The sequence below is a fragment of the Collinsella sp. HCP3S3_E5 genome, assembly GCF_052067635.1.
Classification (GTDB): Bacteria; Actinomycetota; Coriobacteriia; order Coriobacteriales; family Coriobacteriaceae; genus Collinsella.
Genome location: NZ_JBQHQF010000018.1, coordinates 17,254 through 41,132 on the forward strand (window position 1 = coordinate 17,254; position 23,879 = coordinate 41,132).

The window sequence follows — 23,879 nt, forward strand, 5'->3', positions numbered from 1 at the left end:
CAGATGCCTACTCGATCGAGAAGATCACGGGATAGAGCGGCTGCTCGCCACGATGGGCGTCAATCTCCAGGTCGGGCTGAGCCTCCTCGATGGCGTCGACGATCTCCTGGAAGGCCTCATCGGACAGCTCCTCGCCGGCCAGAATCGTCAGCGCGTCGCCCTCCTCTTCCTCCTGCATGCGGTTGATGCAGTCGAGCGTGACCTGCTTCACATCGGAGCCGACCACGTCGATGGAGCCGGCAATGATACCCATGACGTCACCGGAGTGAATCGGCGAGCCGTCAGAGGCGCTGGAATCGCGCACGGCACGGGTGACCTCGCCATCGCGAACCTCGCTGAGGGCATCGACCATGGCGGCGACGGCGTCCTCGAGCTCGGAATCGGGCAGCACCGCGAACAGAGCGGAGAACGCCTGCGGAACGGTCTTGGTGGGAACCACGGCGACCTTTTTGTCGGTGCAGGCAGAAGCAGCAGCCTCGGCAGCCATACGGATATTGCCGTTATTGGGCAGGATGATGACCGAAGTCGCGTTGACCTGGTCCACCGCGCCCAGCAGGTCGGCGGTCGAGGGGTTCATGGTCTGGCCACCCGAAACGACTACGTCGACGCCGAGGGACTTGAGGATGTCGGCCTCACCGGAACCGGCGGCAACGGCGACAAAACCCAGGGCCTTGGCGGGCTCGGCGGCCTTTTCCTGGTCCTCGTGGATCTTGGCGGTACGGTCGTGGGCCTCCATCTCCATGTTGTGGATAAAGACCTCGTAGATCTGGCCAAGCTGCAGCATGTGCTCGAGCACCAGGTTGGGGGTGTTGGAGTGCACGTGGATCTTGTAGTCGGGGTAGGCGCCCACGAGCAGCTCGCAGTCGCCCATGGAACCCAGGAACTTAAGGCACTCGTCCTCGTCAAACGGGGCGTCGGCCTTAAAGAGGAACTCGTTGCAGTAGCGGAACTCCGAGCCCTCCCAGTCGTCGTTGGCCTCGATCTCGACGCGACCGAGGGCCGCATCGCGGGCAGAGCCAGCGGAATCAAACGTGGTGGAGAAATCCTCGACAACGGTGCTGCGGCCCAGAGCAGCGGCAACGAAGTTTTCCAGGAAGATGGCGAAGCCAAAGGCGCCGGAGTCGACCACGCCGTTCTCCTTCAGAACGGGCAGCAGATCGGGCGTGCGAGCCACAGACTGGTAGGCCTCGACGACGATGGCGTCGAGCGCGTCCTCGGCCGAGAACTTCTTCTTCTCGCACTCGTCGGCCTTGGTCGAGACGTCGCGCAGGACCGTAAGGATCGTGCCCTCGATGGGCTTGCGGACGGCCTGGAAGGCGACCTTGACGGCGCGACGGAAAGCATGCGCGATGTCGGCAGACGTGATGGGCTCATCGGCAGAGACGAGACCCTCGGCCACGCCGCGCAGGATCTGCGAGGTGATAACGCCGGAGTTGCCGCGGGCGCCCATGAGGGAGCCGTGGGTGATGGCGCCGGCGATGGCCTCCATATCGGCATCGGCGGGAAGGGCGGAAAGCTCCTTGGTCACCGAGGCGAGCGTGAGCGACATGTTGGTGCCGGTGTCGCCGTCGGGCACGGGAAAGACGTTGAGTTTATTGATCTCCTCGGCCTTGTCGGAAACGGCAGCCGCAGCGATCGGAAAACAGGTGCGAATGGTCTTTACAATCATGAGTATTTGAATCTCCGTTTTCGGATGCTAGTTCAGACGGCTCTTGAGCGCGTCGATGTGAATGCCGATCTTAAGGCTGGCGGGATCGATCTGGGCGATCTCCTGCAGGGTGAAGGCAACGGAGCTCGAAAGATTGTGGCAGACGGACTTCATGTTGACGCCGTTCTCGAGCACGACGTGAAGGTCGACCGTAAGGCCGTTCTCGTCGGCGGAGACAAGCACGCCCTTGCGGAGGCGCTGACCGGCAAGCAGGCGCACGCTCTCGGCGCCCTGGAGCTGCTCGGCCATACCGACGACGCCATAGCACGTCATCGCGGCATAACCGGCAATATCGGCAATAACGTCGTTCGAGACGCTCAGGCTGCCGTTAATGGTCTCAGACACAAGAATCTCCTTATCTGGTGCTCGCGGCACCATGTCGTGGGAGCAATCATTGCAATATTCTACAACGACCGCGCCATGTTGAGGTGGTGGGTCGCGGGATTACATCCTCGACACGAAATGTTGATATGGCAACGTTTGCGTTAAGCAATCGCGGTATGAAAAAACCCGCCGCAAAAGCGACGGGTTTTACAATCTGGCTCCCCGGGTAGGACTCGAACCTACAACAGCGCGGTTAACAGCCGCGTGCTCTACCATTGAGCTACCGAGGAATTTAAAGCCCAGCAGATTGGGCTGAGAAATTCTGGCTCCCCGGGTAGGACTCGAACCTACAACAGCGCGGTTAACAGCCGCGTGCTCTACCATTGAGCTACCGAGGAATAGGTGCATGCTCTCAAGCAACGAAGTTTATTATACGGACGAATCAGCTCAGGGCAAGAACTTTTTTGAGAAATTTTCCGACCCAGTCATTGGGGACGTTCTTAAACGACTAGTCATTCAAGAACGTCCCCAACGACTAATTAACCAGACGCCCAGGGTAGTCTTTTTGGGACGGGGCTTTTTTAGCTACCCTATCTCAATGAGCGGCTCAAGCTTTAAAGGCCCCAGATTGGGTAGCTAAAAAAGCCCCGTCCCAAAAAGACTACCCGTGCCCCAACTGCCGGCCCTTGTTACATGAAAGCGCCCTCAAGCGGATGTGCTTGAGGGCGCTTCTTGCTTGACTAGCTTTCAATATAGTCTTTGAGCTTACTGGAGCGGCTGGGGTGGCGGAGCTTGGCCAGGGTCTTGGACTCGATCTGGCGGATGCGCTCGCGCGTGACACCAAACTCGCGGCCGACTTCCTCGAGCGTGCGGGGATGTCCGTCGACAAGTCCAAAGCGCAGCTCAATAACCTTGCGCTCACGATCGGCAAGCGAGTCGAGCACCTGGGTGAGCTGCTCCTGCAGCATGGAGAAGCTGGCGGCATCGGGCGGAACGATGGCCTGGGAGTCCTCGATAAAGTCGCCCAGCTGGGAATCCTCTTCCTCGCCGATAGGAGTCTCGAGCGACACGGGCTCCTGCGAGATCTTCTGAATCTCGCGGACGCGGTCGGCACTCATGTCCATCTCGGCACCAATCTCCTCGGGGGTCGGGTCGCGACCCAGATCCTGGAGGAGCTGGCGCTGCACGCGGACAAGCTTGTTGATGGTCTCGACCATGTGCACGGGAATACGGATGGTACGGGCCTGGTCGGCGATAGCGCGCGTGATGGCCTGACGGATCCACCACGTGGCGTACGTGGAGAACTTGAAGCCCTTCTGGTAGTCGAACTTCTCGACGGCGCGAATCAGACCAAGGTTGCCCTCCTGGATCAGATCCAGGAACAGCATGCCGCGACCGACGTAGCGCTTGGCGATGGAGACGACCAGACGGAGGTTGGCGCTGATGAGCGCCTGCTTGGCCTCGAGGCCCACGTTCTCGATACGAGTCAGACGACGCATCTCGGCGCGAGTGAGCTCGATCTCGCCCGCCTCGGCGGCCTCGAGCTTCTCGGTGGCCTCGAGACCGGCCTCGATCTTCATGGCCAGATCGACCTCTTCGGAGGCGGTCAGCAGGTCGACCTTGCCGATCTCCTTAAGGTACATACGAACCGGGTCACCGGTCAGCATCACCGTGGAGGCATCGATGCCACGCACGCGAGAACGCGAACGGGACGTGCGGACGGTGCGCTTCTTTTTGCTCTTGCAAGAACCCATCTCGGCATCGGCCTGACGGGCCATCTTAAGCTCATGATCGTCGAGCGAGCCGGAATCGTGCTCCTCGTCGTCATCGAAATCGTCGGTATCGTTATCGTCATCGTCGACGTCCATGGGGGCGTCGTCGTTTCCGCTCGCGGAGATAATCTGGATGCCGCTGTTGCGCAGCGCGGAATAGACCGCGTTGAGCTGCTCGTCAGAAACATCGATATCCTTCAGGACGACCTGGATCTCGTCCTCGGTTACCGAAGTCCTGTTTGAGCCGTTGCCCATGAGCTTAGCAACGTAGGATTCCAGCCCAGTACCCGTGCTCTCAGTCTTATTTGGCACAGATTCTCCCTTCGTAGTCCACAGGACACATTACTTTAGCACACACTTACACGTCTATACCCAAAATTCAGACTGGATATAGCAGATAACATGCCGATTGACCACAACATCTAGGCCTGATCGGGACCCGCAGTCTCCAAACCAATCAACCGGAACGGATCGGCCACGCCGCCAATCGACTTCTGGAGCTCGCGCTGGCGCAAAGAATCCTGCGCGGCCTGCATGGTCAATGCACGGCGCGCGTCATCGTCGAGCGACCGGTCCTGGCGCAGCTTGGCCTGGGCAGCCCGCATACGGCGCTTGATGGTGTAAAGCTCAAGCGTATCGAGCATAAAGACGATGTTCGTCTCGGTGGGGTGCTTGCTCGTCGCCGAGATGCGCCCGGCGCTGACGAGCGAAGCCGCCTCGGGACACACCGCGCGCGCGGCGTCCATGCACGCCGCGGGATCGGTGCCCGGCGGCGTCGCGAGCACGGCCCACGCGATGGACTCGTGACGGGGGTCTACCCACTCGATCGAGCAGATGCGATCGGCGTACGTGCGGAATAGATCGGGGTAGCTGGTGAGCATCGTCAACAGCTCGCGCTCCCCCGCCAGAGACTTCCGCTCCAGATCGGTCAGCACGATCGACGTCGCCGGAACGGAAGCGGTCGAAGCAGACCCCGCGGGCGCCGCGTCCATGCCAGCAGGCACATCGATCGGCGGCATATCGTCGACGACCTCGACCGGCGCGGCCCCGTAGGCCTCGAGCGGCACATAGTCGTACGGTTCCTCCTCGACCGGTGTGGATACCGACGGCGTCGCCCCCGACGCCCAGGCGCCGCGAGATGCCCCCTGCGGACCGGACGCCCGACCGCCCGCGCTGCCTGCGCGCTCGGCCTGTGCCCGCTGGCGCTCGTAGTTCTGCTCGCGACGACGCTCGGCGTCCTCGCGTTTGGCGACATCGCGAAACACACGGCCCGAACTCAAGCGCACCGTCTCCAAATCCAGGCCCAGAAGGTCGGCGATCTGGATAAAGTACGTATCGATCATGTAGCTATCGCGCAGCGGATAGATGAGCGTCAGCGCATCCTCGAGCGCCTTGGCGCGACCGCCCGGCGTGGTAATGTCGCTCGACTCCTGCAGTGAGCGGTACACAAAGTCCATGAGGGGATCGGCGGCGTCGATACGCGCCTGCAGTGCCTCGCCACCATGCGCGGAGATGAACTCCATGGGGTCGTTACCGTCGGGAAGCACCACGCAGCGCAGGTCCATCGAGTCCTGCTCGATAAACTGAATCGCGCGGCGCGCGGCCTTTTGACCGGCGGCGTCACCATCGAACATATACACGATGCGCTTGGCAAAACGGGTGAGCGTCTTTACGTGATGTTCCGTCAGCGCCGTACCCAGCGTGGCGACGACGTTTTTGATCCCCGCCTCCCAGCAGGCGATGCAGTCGGTATATCCCTCCACCACGATGGCGGTATCCTGCGCGACGATAAACTCCTTGGCCCAGTTAAAGCCGTAGAGGTTTCTCTTTTTATGAAACACACTCGTCTCGGCGGTGTTGAGGTACTTGGGCTGGCCGTCGCCCATAATACGACCGCCAAAGGCGATGTTATGACCCTGTTCGTCAAAGATGGGAAACATCACGCGGTCGTAAAAACGATCGGCGAGCTGTCCGCGCCCGCGGCTCACGGCCACGTTGGCGTCGATCATCTCCTGCGGGGTAAAGCCCTTCTGCGACAGATGGGCCACCAACATATTGCGACCCGGCGCAAAGCCCAGGCAGTAGCGACGGCAGACGTCGCCACCCATACCGCGGCTGGCAAAGTACTCGCGCGGACGGCTGTCCTTACCGCGCATGAGCATGGTGTGATAGAACTGGGCCGTCTCGGCGCACAGGTCATAGATGCGGGCGCGCTTGGTGCCGCGATCGCGCTGCGCGCCGGTATCGTGCAGCTCAATGCCGGCACGATCGGCCAGGTAGCGAATCGACTCGGGAAAGCTCAGGTTCTCGCGCTTCATGATGTAGGTGAAGACGTCGCCGCCCTCGCCGCAGCCAAAGCAGTGCCACACCTGCGTAGCGGGGATAATGTGAAACGATGGGGTCTTTTCGCCATGGAAGGGGCAGCAACCCCAAAACTCATGGCCGCGGGGCTTGAGCTCAACCGTTTCCTGCACGATGGCAACCAGGTCGGACGCAGCGCGCACCTGGTCTTTCTCCTCATCGCTAATCACGGATGCTCACCCCCTGCTCACCCAAGTTATAACGGATATCGTCAATATTACCCTCGACGGTCGCGATAAGCTCGTCCAGCGAATCGAACACGCGCGAAGGACGCAGCCGACGCGTAAACGCCAACGAAACCGAACGTCCATACAGGTCGCCCGCATACCCGATCAAGTTGGCCTCGAGATGCGCCGAAGCGGCATCGTCGGCATACGTCGGCGGCAGGCCCACGTTGACGGCAGCGGGCCACACGGTATCGTCGACCAGCACAAGGCCCTCGTAGACGCCATCGGCAGGCAGCTGGATTCCGTTTGGCACCAGCAGGTTTGCCGTCGGAAATCCCATATCGGAGCCCTCGTGGCGACCGCGAATCACGCCGCCGCGCACCATATAGGGACGGCCGAGTAGATCGGCTGCCAGCTCAACGTGGCCCAAGCTCAGCTCACGTCGAATGCGGGTGGCGCAGATAGCCTCGCCGGCCTCGCACAGCAAATTGTGCCCACACACGTCAACACCGCGCTCGACACCCCATGCCTGCATCTCGGCAACGCCCGAGGCGCCGCCGCGGCCAAGCCTAAAATCGCTGCCAACGCGAATGGAGCGAATGTCGACAACATGCGCCAACAGCTCAAGAAAGCCCACGTGGTCGAGCGACGCTACCGCAGGCGTAAAGGGAACAGCCACCACGGCATCGACCCCAGTCTGAGCCAGGGCATGCAGGCGGTCGGCCGTCGTCATCAATTTTTGAGCGGGCGCAGGGCTCACCACAACATCTGGATCAGGGTCAAACGTTACGACAACCGCTTTGCAGCCGCGGACGCGCGCATCGCGAATGACCGCGTCGATCAGCTCACGATGTCCCCTATGCACGCCATCGAAAACGCCGATGGCAATCGAGGCGGCACCCATAGACTCGCAGTCACCAAAAGCATCAGCCAAAACGATGCGGGCCTCCGCCGCCGCGCCCACAAAAAATGTGCGCGCGAGCTCGCGAGGGTCCAGCATCATCGAACACCGCCGATCGCCTGCGGAAAGACGTGCTCCATCACAAAGCGACCATCCTCGATACGAGCCAAGGCCTTGAGCCCGCCATCGAGCACCAGCGCAAACGGTGCCTTCGACGCATCGAAGCCGGCGAGCGCGCGATCAATAGGAATACGACGCCCGCACAGCAGATCGTCGGCAAGATTGCCCGGCAAGTCGACGCGCGTGGCGCCGAGGGCCGCAATGGGGTCCAAGGCAAAGCCGGCAGCGGACTCGGCAGAAAGTTCCTCGACCGCATGGCAGGCACCGATGGAGACAATGCCAGAAGCGGTACGGCGCAGCGCGGAAATATGCGCGGCACTATCGCAGGCGCGACCCAGGTCGCGAGCGAGCGCACGGATATAGGTGCCCTTGCTCACCGAGAAGGCAACGGTCCAAATGCAGGAATCGCCCTCGCCACTCACGGCGATCAGGTCGGCAGAATATACCTCGACCGGGCGCGCAGGCAACTCAACGGCATTGCCCTCACGTGCAGACTTATAGGCGCGCACGCCGTTGACCGAAATAGCCGAAAACGCCGGCGGAACCTGCATCTGAGGGCCCAGCATGGCGCTCAAGCGCTCACGGGCATAGGCCGGATCGCGCAGCTCGGGTGCAATGGCAACCGTACGGACGGCCTCGCCTTCCGCATCGTCGGTATTGGTCTCGGCGCCAAACGAGATATCGGCGACGTAACTTTTGGTATCGAGGGTAAGCATGCCCAGCAGACGCGTAGCCTGGCCCACGCCCACCACCATGACACCCGACGCCATGGGGTCGAGCGTGCCGGCATGACCGACGCGCCGCTCATGGAGGGCGCGCCGGCACCGCGATACCACGTCGTGGGACGTGCAGCCCACCGGTTTATCGACGGCGAGCAGCATATTCAATTGAGAAGGCGTACGACGAGCCATGTACCATCCAAAAAGTTAAAGCTCGACGGTCACCGAAGCGGGATCCTCCCCCACCAGCTCGGCCAGCATGGGAAGTGCCGCGGTGAGCGTCTCGAAAATCGTTCCGTTATTGGTAAAGCCGGCGGCAGCGTGATGTCCGCCTCCGCCAAAGTTGGCCGCAATCTCGGAGACATCCATGTCGCCCTTGGAGCGCAGGTTTCCGCGCACCTTGGTATCGCCCTCGATGCCCTTAAGGAACAGGCAGACCTCGACACCCATCACCGAGCGCACCACATCGACCAAGCCGTCGCACTCATCCGAGGTGACGCCACATTCCTTAAGGTCGCTTTCGTACGCGTAGCTATACGCCACGCGCCCGTGCGCGACCGTCTTGATGCGGCCCATGACGATGGACTTGAGGTGCAAGAACTCGACGCGCATGCTCTGATAGACCTCGAGCGCGACACGCGCCGGGTCGGCACCGTGCGCCACCAGGCGCGAAGCCGCATGGAACGCAGCGGCATCGGCATTCTGATACTGAAAACGACCGGTATCGGTAACCAGGCCACAGAGCAGACAGGTGGCGATGCGATCGCGAACGACAATGCCGCAATCATCCAAAAAGCGGTCGATGATCATGGCGCACGCCGCAGCATCGACACGCCTCAGGCTTACCTCGGCAAACTCCTCGCGCGCCGGATGGTGGTCAAAGCACACCACATGTTTGGAGCGGCGGAGCACGTCGGCCGAGTTGTTCAGACGCTCGACAACCGGCACATCCACCGAGATAAACAGGTCGGGATCTCCCGTAAAGCTCGAAGCCGGCACCAGACGATCGGCGCCTTCCATAAAGCGGTAAATACGCGGAACGGGATCGTCGTCTGCGAGCAGCAGCGCGATGTCCTTGTCGGGGAACGCCTTCATGAGCGAGAGACCCAAGCCCAACACGGAGCCCAGGGCATCGCCGTCGGGAGAGGTATGACCCGAGATCGCAATGGAGGACGCACCCTCGATAAGCTCGAGGATGCGTCGTTTAATATCTGCAGACTCGCACGAGACGAGGTCGGCGGAATTAGTCATCTAAAGCTGCCTCCTGGGCGGCATCCGCTATGGGATAGCCGTCCTCGTCCTTTTCGATCGCCAGCGTGGCCGGGACATTCTCCAGCGCACGCGTAATGCGCTCGGCCTCATCGGTCGAGCGATCGATGCGAAAATCGAGCTCGGGCGTGACGCGCCAGTCGAGCGAGCGAGCCAACAGGCTGCGAATGCGGCCCTTGGCGCTGGCGAGCGCCTCCATGACCTCATCGTAGCGGCTCGCATCGCACGACACGTACACGCGCGCGAACGAACGGTCCACCGCGACCTCGACCGCGGTCAGGGTGACCAGGTCGAGACGCGGATCGGAAACCTCAAAGAGAAGGATATAACCGAGCTTCTCGCGAAGCTGCTCGCCCAGACGGCGGGTTGCCTGCGTTTGCTTCATAGCGCTACCCCCTACTCGGTACGGGCAACCTGGTCGATACGGTAACCCTCGATCTGGTCGCCGGGCTTGATGTCCTGGAAGTTCTCCAGGCCAATGCCGCCCTCGGAACCGCTCTTGAGGCTCTTGGCCTCGTCCTTGTAGTGGCGCATCGAGGCGATCTTACCGTTAAAGACAACGATGCCGTCGCGCACCAGGCGCACGGAATCGGTCGCGGCGATCTCGCCCTCCTCGACGCGGACACCGGCGGCGATACCGACTTTGGGCACCTTAAAGGTGTCCAGGACGGTCGCAGTACCCGTGGAGACCTCGACCTCGGTGGGCTTGAGCATGCCGATACGGGCAGCGTCGAGCTCCTCGAGGCACTTGTAGATAACGTCGTAGCAACGGATCTCGACGCCCTCGCGCTCGGCAGCGGAGCGGGCCTTACCGTCGGGACGCACGCCAAAGCCAATGATGATGGCGTTGGAGGCGTCGGCCAGGACGACGTCGGTCTCGTTGATGGCACCGACCGCGGAGTGGATCGTGTTGATGCGGACCTCGGACTGATCCATCTTGTCGAGCGAGTCCTGAAGGGCCTCGATGGAGCCCTGGACGTCGGCCTTGATGATCAGGTTGAGCTCCTTGACCTCGGCGTCGGCGATGGTCTCGAAGAGATTCTCGAGCGTGACGTGCTTCACGCGGCTCTGCTCCTCGATGCGGGCCTTGAGCGAGCGCTCATCGGCCAGGGCGCGCGCCTCGCGCTCGTCCTCGAACACGCGGAACTCGTCACCGGCGTTGGGGACGGACTGCAGGCCCAGGATCTCGACGGCGTCGGAGGGACCGGCCTCGGTGACGGCGCGGCCCTTGGGGTCGAGCATGGCGCGGACGCGGCCATAGGTGAGGCCGGCGACCAGCGTATCGCCCACGTGCAGGGTACCGCGGGTCACGAGCACGGTAGCGACCGAGCCGCGGCCCTTGTCGAGCTTGGCCTCGAGGACGTTGCCCGAGGCGAAGGTATCGGGGTTGGCCTTGAGCTCGAGCACGTCGGCCTGGAGCAGCACGGTCTCCAGAAGGTCGTCGATACCGATCTTCTGCTTGGCCGAGATGTTGACGAACATGTTCTGTCCGCCCCACTCCTCGGGGATGACGCCGTACTCGGTGAGTTCCTGGCGTACACGGTCGGGGTTGGCGCCGGGCTTATCGATCTTGTTGACGGCGACGACGATGGGAACGCCGGCGGCCTTGGCGTGGTTGATCGACTCGACCGTCTGGGGCATGACGCCGTCGTCGGCGGCGACGATCAGGATGACGATGTCGGTCACCTTGGCGCCACGGGCACGCATGGCCGTAAAGGTAGCATGGCCCGGGGTATCGATGAAGGTGATCTTGCGGTCGTTGATCATGACCTGCGATGCGCCGATGGCCTGGGTAATGCCGCCAGCCTCGCCGGCAGCAACGCCGGTGTGGCGGATGGCGTCGAGCAGGCTCGTCTTGCCGTGGTCGACGTGACCCATGACGGTGACGACCGGGGCGCGGGGCTTAAGGTCGGCGGGATCGTCGTAGAACGAGAAGGTGTTCTCCTCCTCGGGGGTGATGATCCTGATCTGACGGCCCAAGTCGTCGGCAACGAGCTCGACAAGGTCGTCGGACATGGACTGCGTCATGGTGAGCGGCGTGCCCAGCAGGAACAGGCGCTTGATGATGTCGTTGGCCGGAACGTCGAGCGCCTCGGCAAGCTCCTGGACGGTAACGCCCTGGGAGACCTTGATGGCGTCGAGCTCCTCGGGGTTCACGCCCTGGGCCAGCGCCTCCTCAATCTTGCGCTCCTCCTGAGCCCTAGCGGCCTCGCGCTCGCGCTTCTCCTTGCGCTTCTTGCGGCGACCGGTGGACTCGCGAGAGGCCTCCTCGACGGCGGCACGGGCCTCCTCGAGAACCTTCTCGCGGCTGTACTCCTCGGCCTCGCGCGCCATGCGGCTGTAGTGGTCCTCTTCGCTGTTGTGACCACCCTTGCGCTTCTTGCCCTTGCCCTGCTTATCGGGGTTGGGGAAATCCATGCCGGCAGCGACATTGTTGCTGGCGTTGGTGCGATGGCTGTGCGGGCGGTTCTCGGAGGCGTTGCGGTCGTTGCGACGGCCGCCACGACGATCGTTGTTGCCGCCGCGACGGTTGCCGCGCTCGGCCTTGGCCTTGTCCTCGGCGTCCTTCTTCTCCTTGAGCACGGTCTCCTGTGCGGCGATCTGATCGAGCAGCGAACGGAAGCGCGAACCGGAGTCGGAAGCGGGAACGGCGCGGCGCTGGGCCTCGCGAGCAGCCTCCTCCTTTTCGCGGGCAAGGCGCTCCTGCTCGGCCTTCTTCTTGGCCTCGGCCTCGGCACGGGCTGCCTCCTCGGCGGCCTGGGCGGCGGCAAACTGGCGGCGCTCCTCCTCGCGTGCCTTCTCGGCGGCGATGCGCTCGCGCTCGGCCTCGGCGGCACGCGCTGCCTCCTCGGCGGCGGCAGCCTCCTCCTCGGCCTGCTTGGCGGCCTCGACTTCCTGGGCGTGGGCCTCGATCACCGAGGCAAGCTGCTTGCGGACCATGGCAACATAAGCGTCCTCCAGCGCGGAGGAAGCAGACTTAGCGGGAATCTTCATTTCGGCGAGGTGACCCATCAGTTCCTTGGAGGTCATGCCGAACTCTTTGGCCAGGGTGGAAACACGGACTTTTGCCATATGACTTCACCTACCCTTTCTGGCACCTTGGGTGCCTAGAGACTGAACGAGCGTGGGATGTGCGCCGGAACCTGTCCAGCGCAACCGCGCGCTAGATCAGGTCCTCCGCATCATCGAAGGCGTCGGTGTCGTGGACACCGCAGAAACGGGAACCGGGACGGGCCTGGTTGCGGCACTGGATGCCGTCCTCGGACACGTACTCGCAACGACGGGCGTCGTCATCCTCCTCGTCACCGATCAGGTCAGCGGCAGGCTCCTCGTGAACGGGAACGTTCTTGAGGATGTCGGCGGCAAGGGTCTCGGACTTAATGTCGATGTGCCAGCCGGTCAGGCGTGCGGCCAGGCGGGCGTTCTGGCCCTCCTTGCCAATGGCGAGCGAAAGCTGGTCGTCGGGCACAATGACGCCGGCATAGGCCTTCTCCTCGTCGATAAGGACGCGAGTGACCTTGGCGGGCGACAGGGCGTTGGCGACGTAGACGGCCGGATCGGCATCCCACAGGATGACGTCGACGCGCTCACCGCGCAGCTCACCCACGACGGCGCGCACACGGCTGCCCTTGGGGCCGACGCAGGCGCCCACGGGATCCAGGCGGTCGTCGAGCGAGTGGACGGCGACCTTGGAGCGCTGGCCGGGCTCGCGGGCGATCGACTTGATCTGGACGGTGCCCTCATAGATCTCGGGCACCTCCTGCTCAAACAGACGACGCATGAGCTCGGGGTGGGTACGCGAGATAACGATCGGCGGACGGCTGTGCTCGCCGCGGACCGGCGGAAGCGTGGAGTTGGGGTCGCGAACGTCAATGATCACGGCCTTGATGTGCTGGTTGTGCAGATAGCGCTCGCCCATGGGGCGCTCGTTGCGCTCGTTCTCGTAGCGGCGCTGATCAAAGTGCGGAAGCTCGGCCTCGACGCCTTCGCGGATCTTGACGATCGTAAAGTCGGGTGTGGACTGCAGTACGGTACCGCTGATGAGGTCGCCGATACGGCCGGAGAACTCCTCGTAGATCTGCTCGCGGGCGGAGTTGCGCACGATGGCGTTGATCTCGGCCTTGGCGTGCTGGGCGGCGATGCGGCTGGTGTTCTTGGGGGTGACGTCGATCTCCTCGAACTCGGTGAAGTTGCCCTCCTCGTCCATGGAATCATCGATCGGCTCCAGGCGGTAGACATAGATCTTGCCGGTGGTGCGGTCGATGGTCACCTTGGCGCCCCACTCAAGATGCAGGATCTCGGCATAGCTCTTGGCGAGCGACTGCTCCAGGCGGTCGATCAGGTAGAGCTGGTCGATGTGCTTCTCCTGGCAAAGCTCCATCAGGGCGGACATCATGTCGGATGCTGCCATGTTAGTTTCCTTCCTTCGCGGGCTTGAAGTCATAGACGGGCTTCAACTTGCACTTTTTAACATCGGAAAAATCGAGGGTGACAGACTCGCCGTCCTCGAGCTCGAGGGTTACGTTGGTCTCGGTCGCGGCGGCAATCTTGCCGGAGTACTTGCGACGGCCCTCGGTGGCGGTGGAGGAAAGCTCGCAGTCCTCGCCCACAAAGCGGGCAAAGTCACGCGGACGGCGCAGCGGGCGCGCCATACCCGGGCTCGACACCTCAAGCGTATAGCTCGAAGAGATGGGGTCGAGCTCCTCGATCACGTCGCCGACCCACTTGGTGTTGGCCGTGACGTCGTTGAGCGACAGGCTCTGACCCTCGGCACCCTCGATACGCACACGCACGCAGGGGGCCTTGGTAGCACCCACGAGCTCAACGTCGACAATATCGACATCGTGCTGGGGAGCGACGGCCTCGAGCGCGTCGATGATCGCCTGCTCGGTCTTGGTCTTGACCATTGCGGCACCTCCATCCATACAAAAAAGAAGCGGGGCCGAAACCCCACTTCTTTCAATTACAACTTCATTTGCAAGCAAACTATACCAATACCTGCGAAAACGTGCAACCACAGCACAAATCCGCAGGTCAGCGTGAGCACAGGTTCTCCACAAGAAATGGATAATTAGGTGTAGTCGCAAGTATCCATATCCAAAAAGAGGGACGACCCAGCCGGATCGTCCCTCGTCTATTGTGCATCAACTATATGCGCAAGGTTTACTTAACCACCAGGTTGACCAGCTTGCCGGGCACGCAGATGGCCTTGACGACCGTCTTGCCCTCGAGCCACTTGGCAACAGCGGCCTCGGCGGCAGCCTGCATCTCCTCGTTGGAGGCATCGCGGGCCACATCGATGCGGCCGCGGACCTTACCGAGCACCTGGACCACGATCTGCACCGTGTCCTCGATGGACTCGGCCAGGTCAAACTCGGGCCAGGCGGCGGTGTAGGCGTTGCCCTCGCAGCCGAGTGCCTCGTGCCACAGCTCGTCGGCCCAGAACGGGCAGATGGGGGCAAGGACGCTCACGATGTCCTTGGCCACGCCGTAGCACAGTGCCTTGTCGCGCGATGCGCCCTCGGTGGCGTTGAGGTAGGCGCTCGCTGCGTTGACGAGCTCCATGACGGCCGAGATCGCGGTGTTAAACTGGCCGCGATCGAAGTCCTCGGTGCACTTGGCGATGGTGCGGTGACGCTCGCGATAGAGCTTCATCGCGGTCTCGTCGAGCACGGACTTGTCGAAGGCAACGTTGGCATCACCCGACTGGACAAGCTGCCACACGATACGCCAGGCGCGCTTGATAAAGCGGTTGGCACCCTCGACGGCCTTGGGATCCCAGTCAAAGTCCTTCTCGGGCGGGGCGATAAACAGGATCGCCAGACGCATGGTGTCGGCGCCGTAGGGCTCGATAACCGAGCTCGGAGGCACGACGTTGCCCTTGGACTTGGACATGGTGTCGCCGTTCTCGTCCTTGACCATGCCCTGGCACAGCAGGTTGGTAAAGGGCTCGTCCACGCTCAGCAGACCCAGGTCGCGCAGCGCCTTGGTAAAGAAGCGGCTGTAGAGCAGGTGCAAAATGGCGTGCTCGATGCCGCCGATGTAGTTATCGACGGGCATCCAACGGTCTGCCGCCTCGCGGGAGAAGGGCAGCTCGGTGTTGTGCGGGTCGGTATAGCGCAGGTAATACCAACTGGAGCAGGTGAAGGTGTCCATGGTATCGGTCTCGCGCTTGGCCGGGCGGCCGCAGACCGGGCAGGTAGTCTCGTAGAAGTCCTTGCACTCGGCGAGGGTCTCGCCGGCGCCCAGGTCCAGGTTCTCGGGCAGCGTCACCGGCAGCTGGTCCTCGGGCACGGGCACAATGCCGCAGTGCTCGCAATGGATGGCCGGGATGGGGTTGCCCCAATAGCGCTGACGGCTGATGAGCCAGTCGCGCAGACGGAACTCGACCTTGCGACGACCGCAGCCCATGGCCTCGAGGTCGGCCACGATGGCAGCCTCGCCCTCGGAGTGCTTACCGCCGCGCATGCCGGTGTACTTGCCGGACTGGACGAGCGTGCCCTCGGCAGCGTGGGCGCAATCCCAGTCGACGGTCTCGGCATGGAAGGTATCGATGGTCTCGCCACTGGCCTCGACGGAAGCGCGGTCGTCATCGTCCAGGATGATCGGGACGATCGGGAGGTCGTACTTGCGGGCAAACTCAAAGTCGCGCTGGTCGCCGCAGGGAACGGCCATGACGGCGCCGGTGCCGTAATCGGCAACGACATAGTCGGCAACCCACACGGGAACCTTCTCGCCGTTGACGGGGTTAACCACGTAGCGGCCCGTAAAGGCACCGTGCTTCTCGAGGGTGCCCTGGGCACGCTCGACAGCAGAGATATGCTTGGAGTCCTCGACGATCTTGGTAACGGCCTCCTCGTACTCCGTGCCCTCGACGAGCTCGTGCAGACGAGCGTACTCGGGAGCCAGGACAAAGAAGGAGACGCCAAAGAGCGTGTCGGCACGCGTGGTGAAGACGGTGATCTTGCCCTCGTCGCCCTCGATGGGATCGCCGTTGGCATCACACAGGGTAAAGTCGACCTCGGCGCCCTCGGAGCGGCCGATCCAGTTGGCCTGCATCTGCTTAACGCGCTCGGGCCAGCCGGGGAGCTTCTCTAGATCGTCGAGCAGCTCCTGGGAGTACTCGGTAATCTTGTAGTACCACTGCTCAAGGTCGCGCTTCTCGGGCTCGGTGCCGCAGCGCCAGCACTTGCCCTCGGTAACCTGCTCGTTGGCCAGAACGGTCTTGCAGTTGGGGCACCAGTTGACCGGGTTCTTCTTGCGGTAGACCAGGCCCTTTTCCCACATCTTCTCAAAGATCCACTGACCCCAGCGGTAGTAGTCGGGGCTGCAGGTCTTGACCATGCGATCCAGATCGTAGGAGAAGCCCATGCGCTTCATCGTGGCGAGCGCCTGGTCCATGTTCTTATACGTCCAGGCGGCAGCCTGCGTGTTGTGCTTGATGGCGGCGTTCTCGGCGGGCAGGCCAAAGGCGTCAAAGCCAATGGGATGCAGCACGTCAAAGCCGCGCATACGGGCCTGACGGGCCATGGCATCGCCGATGGTATAGTTGCGCGCGTGGCCCATGTGCAGGTCGCCCGAAGGATACGGGAACATCTCGAGCACGTACTTCTTGGGCTTGCTGGCGTCGGTGTCGACGGCAAAGAGGTTGGAGTCCTCCCAGGCCTTCATCCACTTGGACTCAATGGCCTGCGCGTCGTAGGCAGGAATCTCGTCCTTATGATCTGTGCAATCGCACATATCAGCTCCTTTAATCTTAGCTGGGGTCGGTCGGCTTGGCTTTATTCGCTACTGCGGACAGTCCTGCGCAAGACGAAGAGCACATTAAGTGCTCTTCTTTGTGTGCGGAACTTGTAGCGAACAAAGCCAAGCCGACCGACCCTAAGGTTAACTTGACTGATGATAGCAAATACGACAAGCGAGATGCCTGCGACTTGCAGGCATCTCGCTTTATCTTAATAACGTGGTTGGAACTCAACCTTTATGTGCGGCTCTTATCCTATCGATAAGATACAGACTGCTGCGAATCCTTGACGACTACGTCGTGGGCGCCGCCTTCGACAATCGAGGTCGAGCTCACCAGGGTCAGGCGTGCCTTTTTCTGGAGCTCGGGAATCGAGAGGGCACCGCAGTTGCACATCGTGGACTTGATCTTGTAGAGCGTGCCGCCCACGCCGTCCTTAAGGGAGCCGGCGTAGGGAACGTAGGAGTCGACGCCCTCGACAAAGCTGAGCTTCGCGGCGCCGCCCAGGTCGTAGCGCTGCCAGTTGCGGGCACGCGCAGAACCCTCGCCCCAGTACTCCTTCATGTACTGACCGTTGACGTTGACGCGCTCGGTCGGGCTCTCGTCAAAGCGGGCAAAGTAGCGGCCCAGCATCATAAAGTCGGCACCCATGGCAAGGGCGAGCGTCATGTGGTAGTCGTAGACGATACCGCCGTCGGAGCACACGGGCACGTAGACGCCGGTCTCCTCGTAGTACTCGTCGCGAGCGCGGCAGACGTCGATCAGCGCGGTGGCCTGGCCACGGCCGATGCCCTTGGTCTCGCGGGTAATGCAGATGGAACCGCCGCCGATACCCACCTTGATAAAGTCGGCACCGCAGTCGGCCAAAAAGCGGAAGCCCTCGGCATCAACGACGTTGCCGGCACCAACCTTGACGTCCTCGCCGTAGTTGGCGCGGATCCACTCGATGGTGCGCTTCTGCCACTCGCTGAAACCCTCGGAAGAGTCGATGCACAGGACATCGGCGCCGGCCTCGATGAGCAGCGGCACGCGCTCGGCATAGTCGCGGGTGTTAATGCCGGCGCCGACCATGTAGCGCTTGTCGCCGTCGAGCAGCTCGTTGGGGTTGGTCTTGTGGCTGTCGTAGTCCTTGCGGAAGACGATGCCCATAAGGTGATCGTTGTCGTCGACGATGGGCAGGGCGTTGAGCTTGTTATCCCAGATGACGTCGTTGGCAACCTTGAGGCTGATGTTCTTGTCGCCCACGATGAGCTGTTCACGCGGGGTCATGAACTCGGAGACCTTCTTTTGGTGGTCATCGCGGCTGGGGCGATAGTCACGGCTGGTAACGATACCCAGGAGTTTGCCCTTGGGAGTGCCGTCGTCGGTGACCGGCATGGTGGAGTGACCGGTCTTCTCCTTGAGCTCGATAACCTGCTCCATGGTCATATCGGGGGTCAGCGTGGAATCGGACTGGACAAAGCCGGCCTTGTGATCCTTGACGGCCTTGACCATGGCGGCCTCGGACTCGGGGGTCTGGGAACCGTAAATGAAGGACAGGCCGCCCTCGGTAGCGAGCGCGACACCCATGTCGACGCCCGAGACGGACTGCATGATGGCGGAAACCATGGGGATGTTCAGGGTGATTGCCGGCTTCTCACCGCGCTTAAAGCGGGTTAGCGGCGTCTTTAGAGAGACGTTGTTGGGGATGCACTGCGAGGACGAATAACCAGGGACCAGCAGATACTCCGAAAACGTGTGGGACTCACCGGGAAAGAACGTAGCCATGTTTCTCCTTTTTCCATGCGACCGGTCGGCTGCAGGCCTCGTAGGACCCAGCCCAACCTTGGGCGCCCAATACTGGGCAAGTATCTTAACGCACTTTGACTGCTACAATGCATGATTTAAGAAGAGCACACGAGGGTTTAACGCAGGCTTTGCGTTTGCCCAGCAAACACTTTAACGGAGAGACGTGGAGCGCATGGAGTACAAGACGACGGCAAAACTGGTCATTCAGTCGTGCGACAAAGATCTGCCGGGCGTGTTCGGCCACGGCTGCGTCTTGCTGCTGCAGGGTATCGCCCGCGAACACTCAATCAACCGCGCCGCCAAGAGCATGGGCATGGCCTATTCCAAGGCATGGCGCATTGTGAACGAGGCCGAGGGGCAGCTGGGGTGCAAGCTCATCGAGCGCGACGGCGCCCGCGGGAGCTCGCTCACCCCCGCCGGCGAGCGAGCCATAGCGGCCTACGAGGAGCTGCAGGCCGACATAAACCAGGTCATAGCTGCCAAAGCCGACGTCCTCATCGCCACTATCAACACAGAGTAGACTTTTTGGAACTGATTTTTAGTCCACTGCCCCCACGAATTATGACGCGAGACACAAAACGGGCCTATCTACTACGTTTAGTCGAATACCGCCGACCAGACCGTAAATTAAGAAAACAAAACCGCTGGTAGACAGTTTATCAATTTTCAAAAAGTCGATTATGGTCGACCCTTAGGGCTTAAACGTAGTAGATAGGCCGTTTTCGTGGCACGCGCCCCGATGAGTCAACAGATTAGCTACTGTCGGAAGGCGTTATCGAGGGCAGCGGCTACCGTCAGGGGATCGTCGGTGCCGGCGAAGAGGCGGATGGTGCCCCCCTGCTTGCCACGTGGGGCCGAAAGACGCATCGTTGCGCCGCCGGCAGGCGATGTGCGGAACTCCCCCGGCAAAGCGTCGAACAGCTCTCCCGCGCCACGCTCGATAAGGTCAAACTCAACTGCCGGTCCAAAGCCATGCTCGAGGATTCCCGTTGCAACCGCATGGTCAGGATGCGCGCTCAGCCCGGGATAGCGCACGTTGCGCACCATCTCGTTCGCGGCCAGATACTCGGCCAGCGCACGGGCGCGATCGAAGTGAGCCTGCATGCGAGCGTCGAGCGAGGAAAGCCCACGCTCCAGCACATCGGCCTCGTCATCAGGCAAATCAAACTTGGCCAAGCCACAGCCCCCAAGCAGGGCATGCGCGCACTCAGCTGCGGCATCCACACGATGGCGCTTGAGCTGCGAGCGCGCCACCGATACAGCAACCAACTTGTGCGGAGCATCACCGGCACACACGCGATCGAGCGCCTCGAGCGACAGCGCAGCACCCAGCCGCAGCGGATCGCAGCCAAAAGCCGACGCCACCGTGTTATCCACCACGAGCAGCGCATGGACCTCGCGAGCCGCCCGACCCAGAGCGCGCAAATCGGGCACACGAAGGCCATGCCCGCCGATGGAGTTGACGAACCACCACAGGTGCGGCCCCTCGGCATCAAGCGAAGCATAAAAGCCCTCGGACGCGGCAGCAAACGCCGCAACCGACGGTTCCCCCACCATAGCCATGTCGCAGCCATCAAAGCCGCGCACAAAAGCTTTGGCAAAGTCATCCGCAAAGGCCACCAGGCGGTCACCGGGGCGCACAATCCCCAACAGCGCAAGCGCTGCCGGCGCATGCGAGGCTGCAACCAGTCGCGCCTCACGTGCGTTGGCCCTTGCAGCCCAAGCCTCTTCTAGCTGTTGCACGTCCACGTGGCACCGTCCCCTCAAAACAAAAGCCCACGATGCGGATGTTTCCCACATCGTGGGCAACGGCTGCAGTATAGCGCCAATAGGCGATTGCTCGCCTAGATGTTGAGCGCGTGGTAGGTCACATTCGCGCCAGCGGCATCAACGGACACGCCATAGGTCGCAGGGTAGATGCGCGTGGAAACTAATAAGCCACTTGAGGCATGTCTAGCGACAATCACTTCGCAGCCAGTAAAGCTAAACAAAGTAGCAGCATCCCCATCGTTACGCATGCCAGGGAAACAATCATCCAATCGCCGTCGCCGGTTTTGGCGAGCACGGCGGCCGGCGTCGATGCGGGCTTGGTCTTCTTGGCAGTCTTGATCGCAGGCGTCTTGGTGGACGCGGGCGCGGGCTTTACGTCCGGCTTGTGAGACGGATCAGGCGTGGGGGCGGAATCTTCGCTGGGCTTGGTCTCATCTCCAAGCTTTTCTTCGCTACCGGGCTTTGTATCCCCCGCGGGATCGCCGCCGGCGGGCTCATCGGTACCGGGCTTGGTCTACCCTGCCGGCGGATTGGCGCCCGTGAGCTCAATTACCACATGCTGCGTCACAGGCCCGTTGGCATCAATCACGCTGGTGCTACCAAACGCCCCACCCATCGGCGTCACAAACTGCGCCGACGTAAGTGAACCGTCTCGCAGGCAACACCGGCGTTTGCGCCCGTCGCATCCACCCAAGAGGCATCCACGGCAAACTGGCCATCGGAGGCGTACACGCCAAAGAAGCGGCAGTCATCGTCCGATCCACTGCTAGCAGTGCGTGCGGCCCCGCACGGTAACAGTGGCACCGCGCACGCCGGCCACCGAGGCATCGATCATGCCCTGCCGTCAGCCCGGCCATCGACCAAGCAGCCGTCGATCACCAGCGCGCTCAGCGCAAAGACGCCGCACTGCGAACCCGTCGCGCGCAGCGAGCCCGCGCCACAAAGCGTAAGGTTGCCCCACACCTCAAGGCCGCTCGTACGCATGTCCGCATCCTCGGCCTGTGCCTCGTCCACAACGTTTTGGCCCGCCAGCGTTACCACCAGATCGCCCTCCGCGCCAATGGCCTCGCCCGCGTAGCAATTAAGCTGCAGATGGCCAGCATCGGTCCAGGCCCAGCCGGGGCCCGAGACACCGGGCTCGTCGTAGGTCTGGCCCGCGATGGTAAGGCTATCCGCACCCGCGGCATAAGAAGGCCCGCTCAGCAAAACGCATAGGCAGGCCATAGCGACAAGCAGAATGTGACGACGATGATGACTGGACAAAACGACTGACATGGCCGCTCCGATCTCCACGGAAAGCCAATAGACCTGCACCAGAAAATGGCCTGGTAGCAGCATCTATTAGTGTAACGAGATTGGATCCGTAACAAATCGAAGTACGCTGGGACAAGCGAACAATTCGGCGTAAATCGTTTTTGCAATCGGCGGACGGCGGGGCAATGAATGACACTTGGGTGACTCAACGACTTACCCCACTAAATTGCAGTAATTTGCCAAGTAAATACGTCAGCACGCGCTGCATCAGAACGTTAAATCCGGAAGTATGCGGCAAATTTGAAACACGCCGACCACGCGGGAACACCGCAATCAATCTACATGCGGGTTCTTTGGACAAAATAGGGCGTGTGCTCAGAGTTTCCAGAATTTGACGCATACTTCCGGCATCGGTTCTCAGAAGTGCGGGGGAAACGACTTCAAGCCAACCAAGCCACACTTTTAAACAATTGTGACCTGCGGTTTTAATGACGAATAACCGATCGTGGTCGACAGGTCTCGATTTCCCCCCGCACTTCCGGAAACAGCTCATGTAATAAGCCTTCAACACAACAGAAAACGTTACCCGAAGGACTCTCAGCTTTCAGTTAATGCGAAATGCTCCAATATAAACCCATCCTCGCAGCAAATGGCAGAGCGACAAGCGTCCTATCGGAATATACGCCACTTCGGCCATAAAGAAAACGGGGGCACACTCAGCGAATGCGTCCCCGATAAGAAGATCTCAACCAACTTCTTTGTATTGATTATCATTGTATGCGAACTTCGATTTCAGTTAGCACAATCTCCTTTGGAGCTGAGCATTGAACTCTCGATATCCAAGTCCAGACAAGACGTGTCCAATAGAGGCGTCGTTAACACCCGTAGAAATAAGCCCCAACAAGTCCTTCAAATACTCCATGAATTCCGAGTGAGTTAAGTAGTGCTCGAGCATCCAGGTCATCTTGAGGTAATTAACGTCTTTTCTTCCACCAACCTTGGCGCAGTACAAGCGCTCGTCATGAGCACAAATATTGCGAAACTTTACAAGCACCTCCAGATGCGTCCTCATGTCATTTACCTCAAGGAAGCCCGGATTAGGAGCGTTGAGTTCACGAGTTGAAAGTGCAATCATCTTCGCGACGTCTTTCTTTCCTTGAGGTTTCATTAAATTAAAAAGTGCTCGAGATTACCGAAGGTTAGATCACCCTCATCAAAAGGCGATCAGTTTCCGAATCGGCGATGAGGCCACGAGAAATAAGCAGTCCAACCTGCTCCTCAATCGTAAGAAACGGCTTAGACACAAGTCCTCATAGAAAATGCGAAAGGCGGCCGCCAAACGGAGACCGCCTTTCAGGTGGACGTGGTTCCCGTAGGAGCTCCACGTCAATTTCACTGACACAAATTTACTCCAATTTTGGACTTGACACAAGGCAACCGGAAGTCTCCATAGCTTTCCTTGATTATCAACTTTATCCGAACACCTCCCACATTCATCCGTACATGTGCGGATGAATGTGGGAACCCGATACCCTGAGGGCCGGATCGGCCGGCCCCGGGAGATCGGAGGACGGCATGTCCGGAAAGAAGAAGAGCGGCTCCGCAAGGGCGGTCCCGAGGGCCTACGGAAGGCTCACGAGGCACGAGCGGGACACGGTCCAGAGGATGCTGGAGCGCAGGGCGTCGTGCAGGGAGATCGCGAGGGAGCTGGGCAGGTCGCCCTCGACGGTGAGCGCCGAGGTGGCGTCGCACAGGTTCGTGACGGCGCCGAAGGCCAGGCGCGGCGAGCGCGTGGACGCCTCCGCCGACCTGTCGGCGGCCTGCCCGCGCCTGGCGGCGTGGCCGCGATGCTGCAACGGCTGCGGCCGGTATGTTTGTGTCAAGCTCGGGCTTTCAATTGAGGCAGCGGTTCTTTTCACACGTGGCAAGGAAAGGTTTCAGGTTTGGCAAAGGCGTGCCTCTTTCTCTCTTTGGCTTTGCCT

The 23,879-nt window shown here is 61.3% G+C and carries 19 protein-coding genes and 2 tRNA genes; 2 read left to right on the forward strand and 19 right to left on the reverse strand.

Features of this window, described 5'->3' with window-relative positions:
- Positions 1 to 7: 7 nt before the first annotated feature.
- The 15 genes from ACTM82_RS06610 to ACTM82_RS06680 all read right to left on the reverse strand — a co-directional run bounded on the left by ACTM82_RS06610 (position 8) and on the right by ACTM82_RS06680 (position 18,852).
- Positions 8 to 1,669, reverse strand: coding sequence for a DAK2 domain-containing protein (locus ACTM82_RS06610; RefSeq protein WP_441055321.1), 1,662 nt, complete (start codon positions 1,667 to 1,669; stop codon positions 8 to 10).
- Between the two features lie 27 nt (positions 1,670 to 1,696).
- The gene (locus ACTM82_RS06615) at positions 1,697 to 2,086 is read right to left on the reverse strand and encodes an Asp23/Gls24 family envelope stress response protein (RefSeq protein WP_187361832.1); all 390 of its coding nucleotides are present in this window, start codon (positions 2,084 to 2,086) and stop codon (positions 1,697 to 1,699) included.
- A gap of 161 nt (positions 2,087 to 2,247) precedes the next feature.
- A tRNA-Asn gene (locus ACTM82_RS06620) sits at positions 2,248 to 2,322 on the reverse strand.
- 33 nt (positions 2,323 to 2,355) lie between these two features.
- Positions 2,356 to 2,430 (reverse strand) — tRNA-Asn (locus tag ACTM82_RS06625).
- Between the two features lie 342 nt (positions 2,431 to 2,772).
- Positions 2,773 to 4,116: an RNA polymerase sigma factor RpoD gene (gene rpoD, locus ACTM82_RS06630; protein ID WP_370450567.1), complete on the reverse strand. Its 1,344-nt coding sequence runs from the start codon at positions 4,114 to 4,116 to the stop codon at positions 2,773 to 2,775.
- 110 nt (positions 4,117 to 4,226) lie between these two features.
- Positions 4,227 to 6,335, reverse strand: coding sequence for a DNA primase (gene dnaG / locus ACTM82_RS06635; RefSeq protein WP_441055323.1), 2,109 nt, complete (start codon positions 6,333 to 6,335; stop codon positions 4,227 to 4,229).
- Positions 6,328 to 7,335 carry a riboflavin biosynthesis protein RibF gene (gene ribF, locus ACTM82_RS06640; protein WP_441055325.1) on the reverse strand — a complete coding sequence of 336 codons (1,008 nt, stop codon included), beginning with the start codon at positions 7,333 to 7,335 and terminating at the stop codon, positions 6,328 to 6,330. The genes dnaG and ribF overlap by 8 nt, the downstream gene beginning before the upstream one ends.
- Complete coding sequence (truB, locus tag ACTM82_RS06645; RefSeq protein ID WP_441048819.1) at positions 7,332 to 8,264, reverse strand: tRNA pseudouridine(55) synthase TruB; 933 nt, start codon at positions 8,262 to 8,264, stop codon at positions 7,332 to 7,334. Before truB ends, ribF begins: the two co-directional genes overlap by 4 nt.
- 15 nt (positions 8,265 to 8,279) lie before the next feature.
- Positions 8,280 to 9,323 (reverse strand): DHH family phosphoesterase, encoded by a 1,044-nt coding sequence (locus ACTM82_RS06650; protein WP_427719632.1) that lies wholly within the window; start codon positions 9,321 to 9,323, stop codon positions 8,280 to 8,282.
- Positions 9,316 to 9,726, reverse strand: coding sequence for a 30S ribosome-binding factor RbfA (gene rbfA / locus ACTM82_RS06655; protein WP_006234038.1), 411 nt, complete (start codon positions 9,724 to 9,726; stop codon positions 9,316 to 9,318). Before rbfA ends, ACTM82_RS06650 begins: the two co-directional genes overlap by 8 nt.
- 11 nt (positions 9,727 to 9,737) lie before the next feature.
- Positions 9,738 to 12,413: a translation initiation factor IF-2 gene (gene infB, locus ACTM82_RS06660; protein ID WP_441055327.1), complete on the reverse strand. Its 2,676-nt coding sequence runs from the start codon at positions 12,411 to 12,413 to the stop codon at positions 9,738 to 9,740.
- A gap of 91 nt (positions 12,414 to 12,504) precedes the next feature.
- Positions 12,505 to 13,752: a transcription termination factor NusA gene (gene nusA / locus ACTM82_RS06665; RefSeq protein ID WP_154515419.1), complete on the reverse strand. Its 1,248-nt coding sequence runs from the start codon at positions 13,750 to 13,752 to the stop codon at positions 12,505 to 12,507.
- A gap of 1 nt (position 13,753) precedes the next feature.
- Entirely contained in the window at positions 13,754 to 14,248 is a 495-nt protein-coding gene (rimP, locus tag ACTM82_RS06670; RefSeq protein WP_441033500.1) for a ribosome maturation factor RimP, read from the reverse strand.
- 256 nt (positions 14,249 to 14,504) lie between these two features.
- Entirely contained in the window at positions 14,505 to 17,081 is a 2,577-nt protein-coding gene (gene leuS, locus ACTM82_RS06675) for a leucine--tRNA ligase (protein ID WP_441055329.1), read from the reverse strand.
- A 259-nt stretch (positions 17,082 to 17,340) separates the two neighbouring features.
- Positions 17,341 to 18,852 (reverse strand): IMP dehydrogenase, encoded by a 1,512-nt coding sequence (locus ACTM82_RS06680; RefSeq protein WP_154515410.1) that lies wholly within the window; start codon positions 18,850 to 18,852, stop codon positions 17,341 to 17,343.
- 193 nt (positions 18,853 to 19,045) lie between these two features.
- Between ACTM82_RS06680 and ACTM82_RS06685 the strand changes: the two genes are divergently transcribed.
- Positions 19,046 to 19,393 carry a winged helix-turn-helix domain-containing protein gene (locus tag ACTM82_RS06685; RefSeq protein WP_441033506.1) on the forward strand — a complete coding sequence of 116 codons (348 nt, stop codon included), beginning with the start codon at positions 19,046 to 19,048 and terminating at the stop codon, positions 19,391 to 19,393.
- A gap of 236 nt (positions 19,394 to 19,629) precedes the next feature.
- Here the strand turns inward: ACTM82_RS06685 and ACTM82_RS06690 are convergent, their stop codons facing one another.
- From ACTM82_RS06690 to ACTM82_RS06705, 4 genes are all read right to left on the reverse strand, one after another.
- Positions 19,630 to 20,622, reverse strand: coding sequence for a PLP-dependent transferase (locus ACTM82_RS06690; RefSeq protein WP_441055331.1), 993 nt, complete (start codon positions 20,620 to 20,622; stop codon positions 19,630 to 19,632).
- A gap of 95 nt (positions 20,623 to 20,717) precedes the next feature.
- Complete coding sequence (locus ACTM82_RS06695; protein ID WP_441088525.1) at positions 20,718 to 20,912, reverse strand: hypothetical protein; 195 nt, start codon at positions 20,910 to 20,912, stop codon at positions 20,718 to 20,720.
- Positions 20,913 to 21,474: 562 nt separating this feature from the next.
- Positions 21,475 to 21,918, reverse strand: coding sequence for a hypothetical protein (locus tag ACTM82_RS06700; RefSeq protein ID WP_441055333.1), 444 nt, complete (start codon positions 21,916 to 21,918; stop codon positions 21,475 to 21,477).
- Positions 21,919 to 22,693: 775 nt separating this feature from the next.
- Positions 22,694 to 23,065 carry a hypothetical protein gene (locus tag ACTM82_RS06705; RefSeq protein ID WP_441055335.1) on the reverse strand — a complete coding sequence of 124 codons (372 nt, stop codon included), beginning with the start codon at positions 23,063 to 23,065 and terminating at the stop codon, positions 22,694 to 22,696.
- A 407-nt stretch (positions 23,066 to 23,472) separates the two neighbouring features.
- Here ACTM82_RS06705 and ACTM82_RS06710 point away from each other — a divergent pair.
- Positions 23,473 to 23,879 (forward strand): helix-turn-helix domain-containing protein (locus ACTM82_RS06710; protein WP_441088526.1); only part of this gene is annotated, 407 nt, incomplete at its 3' end.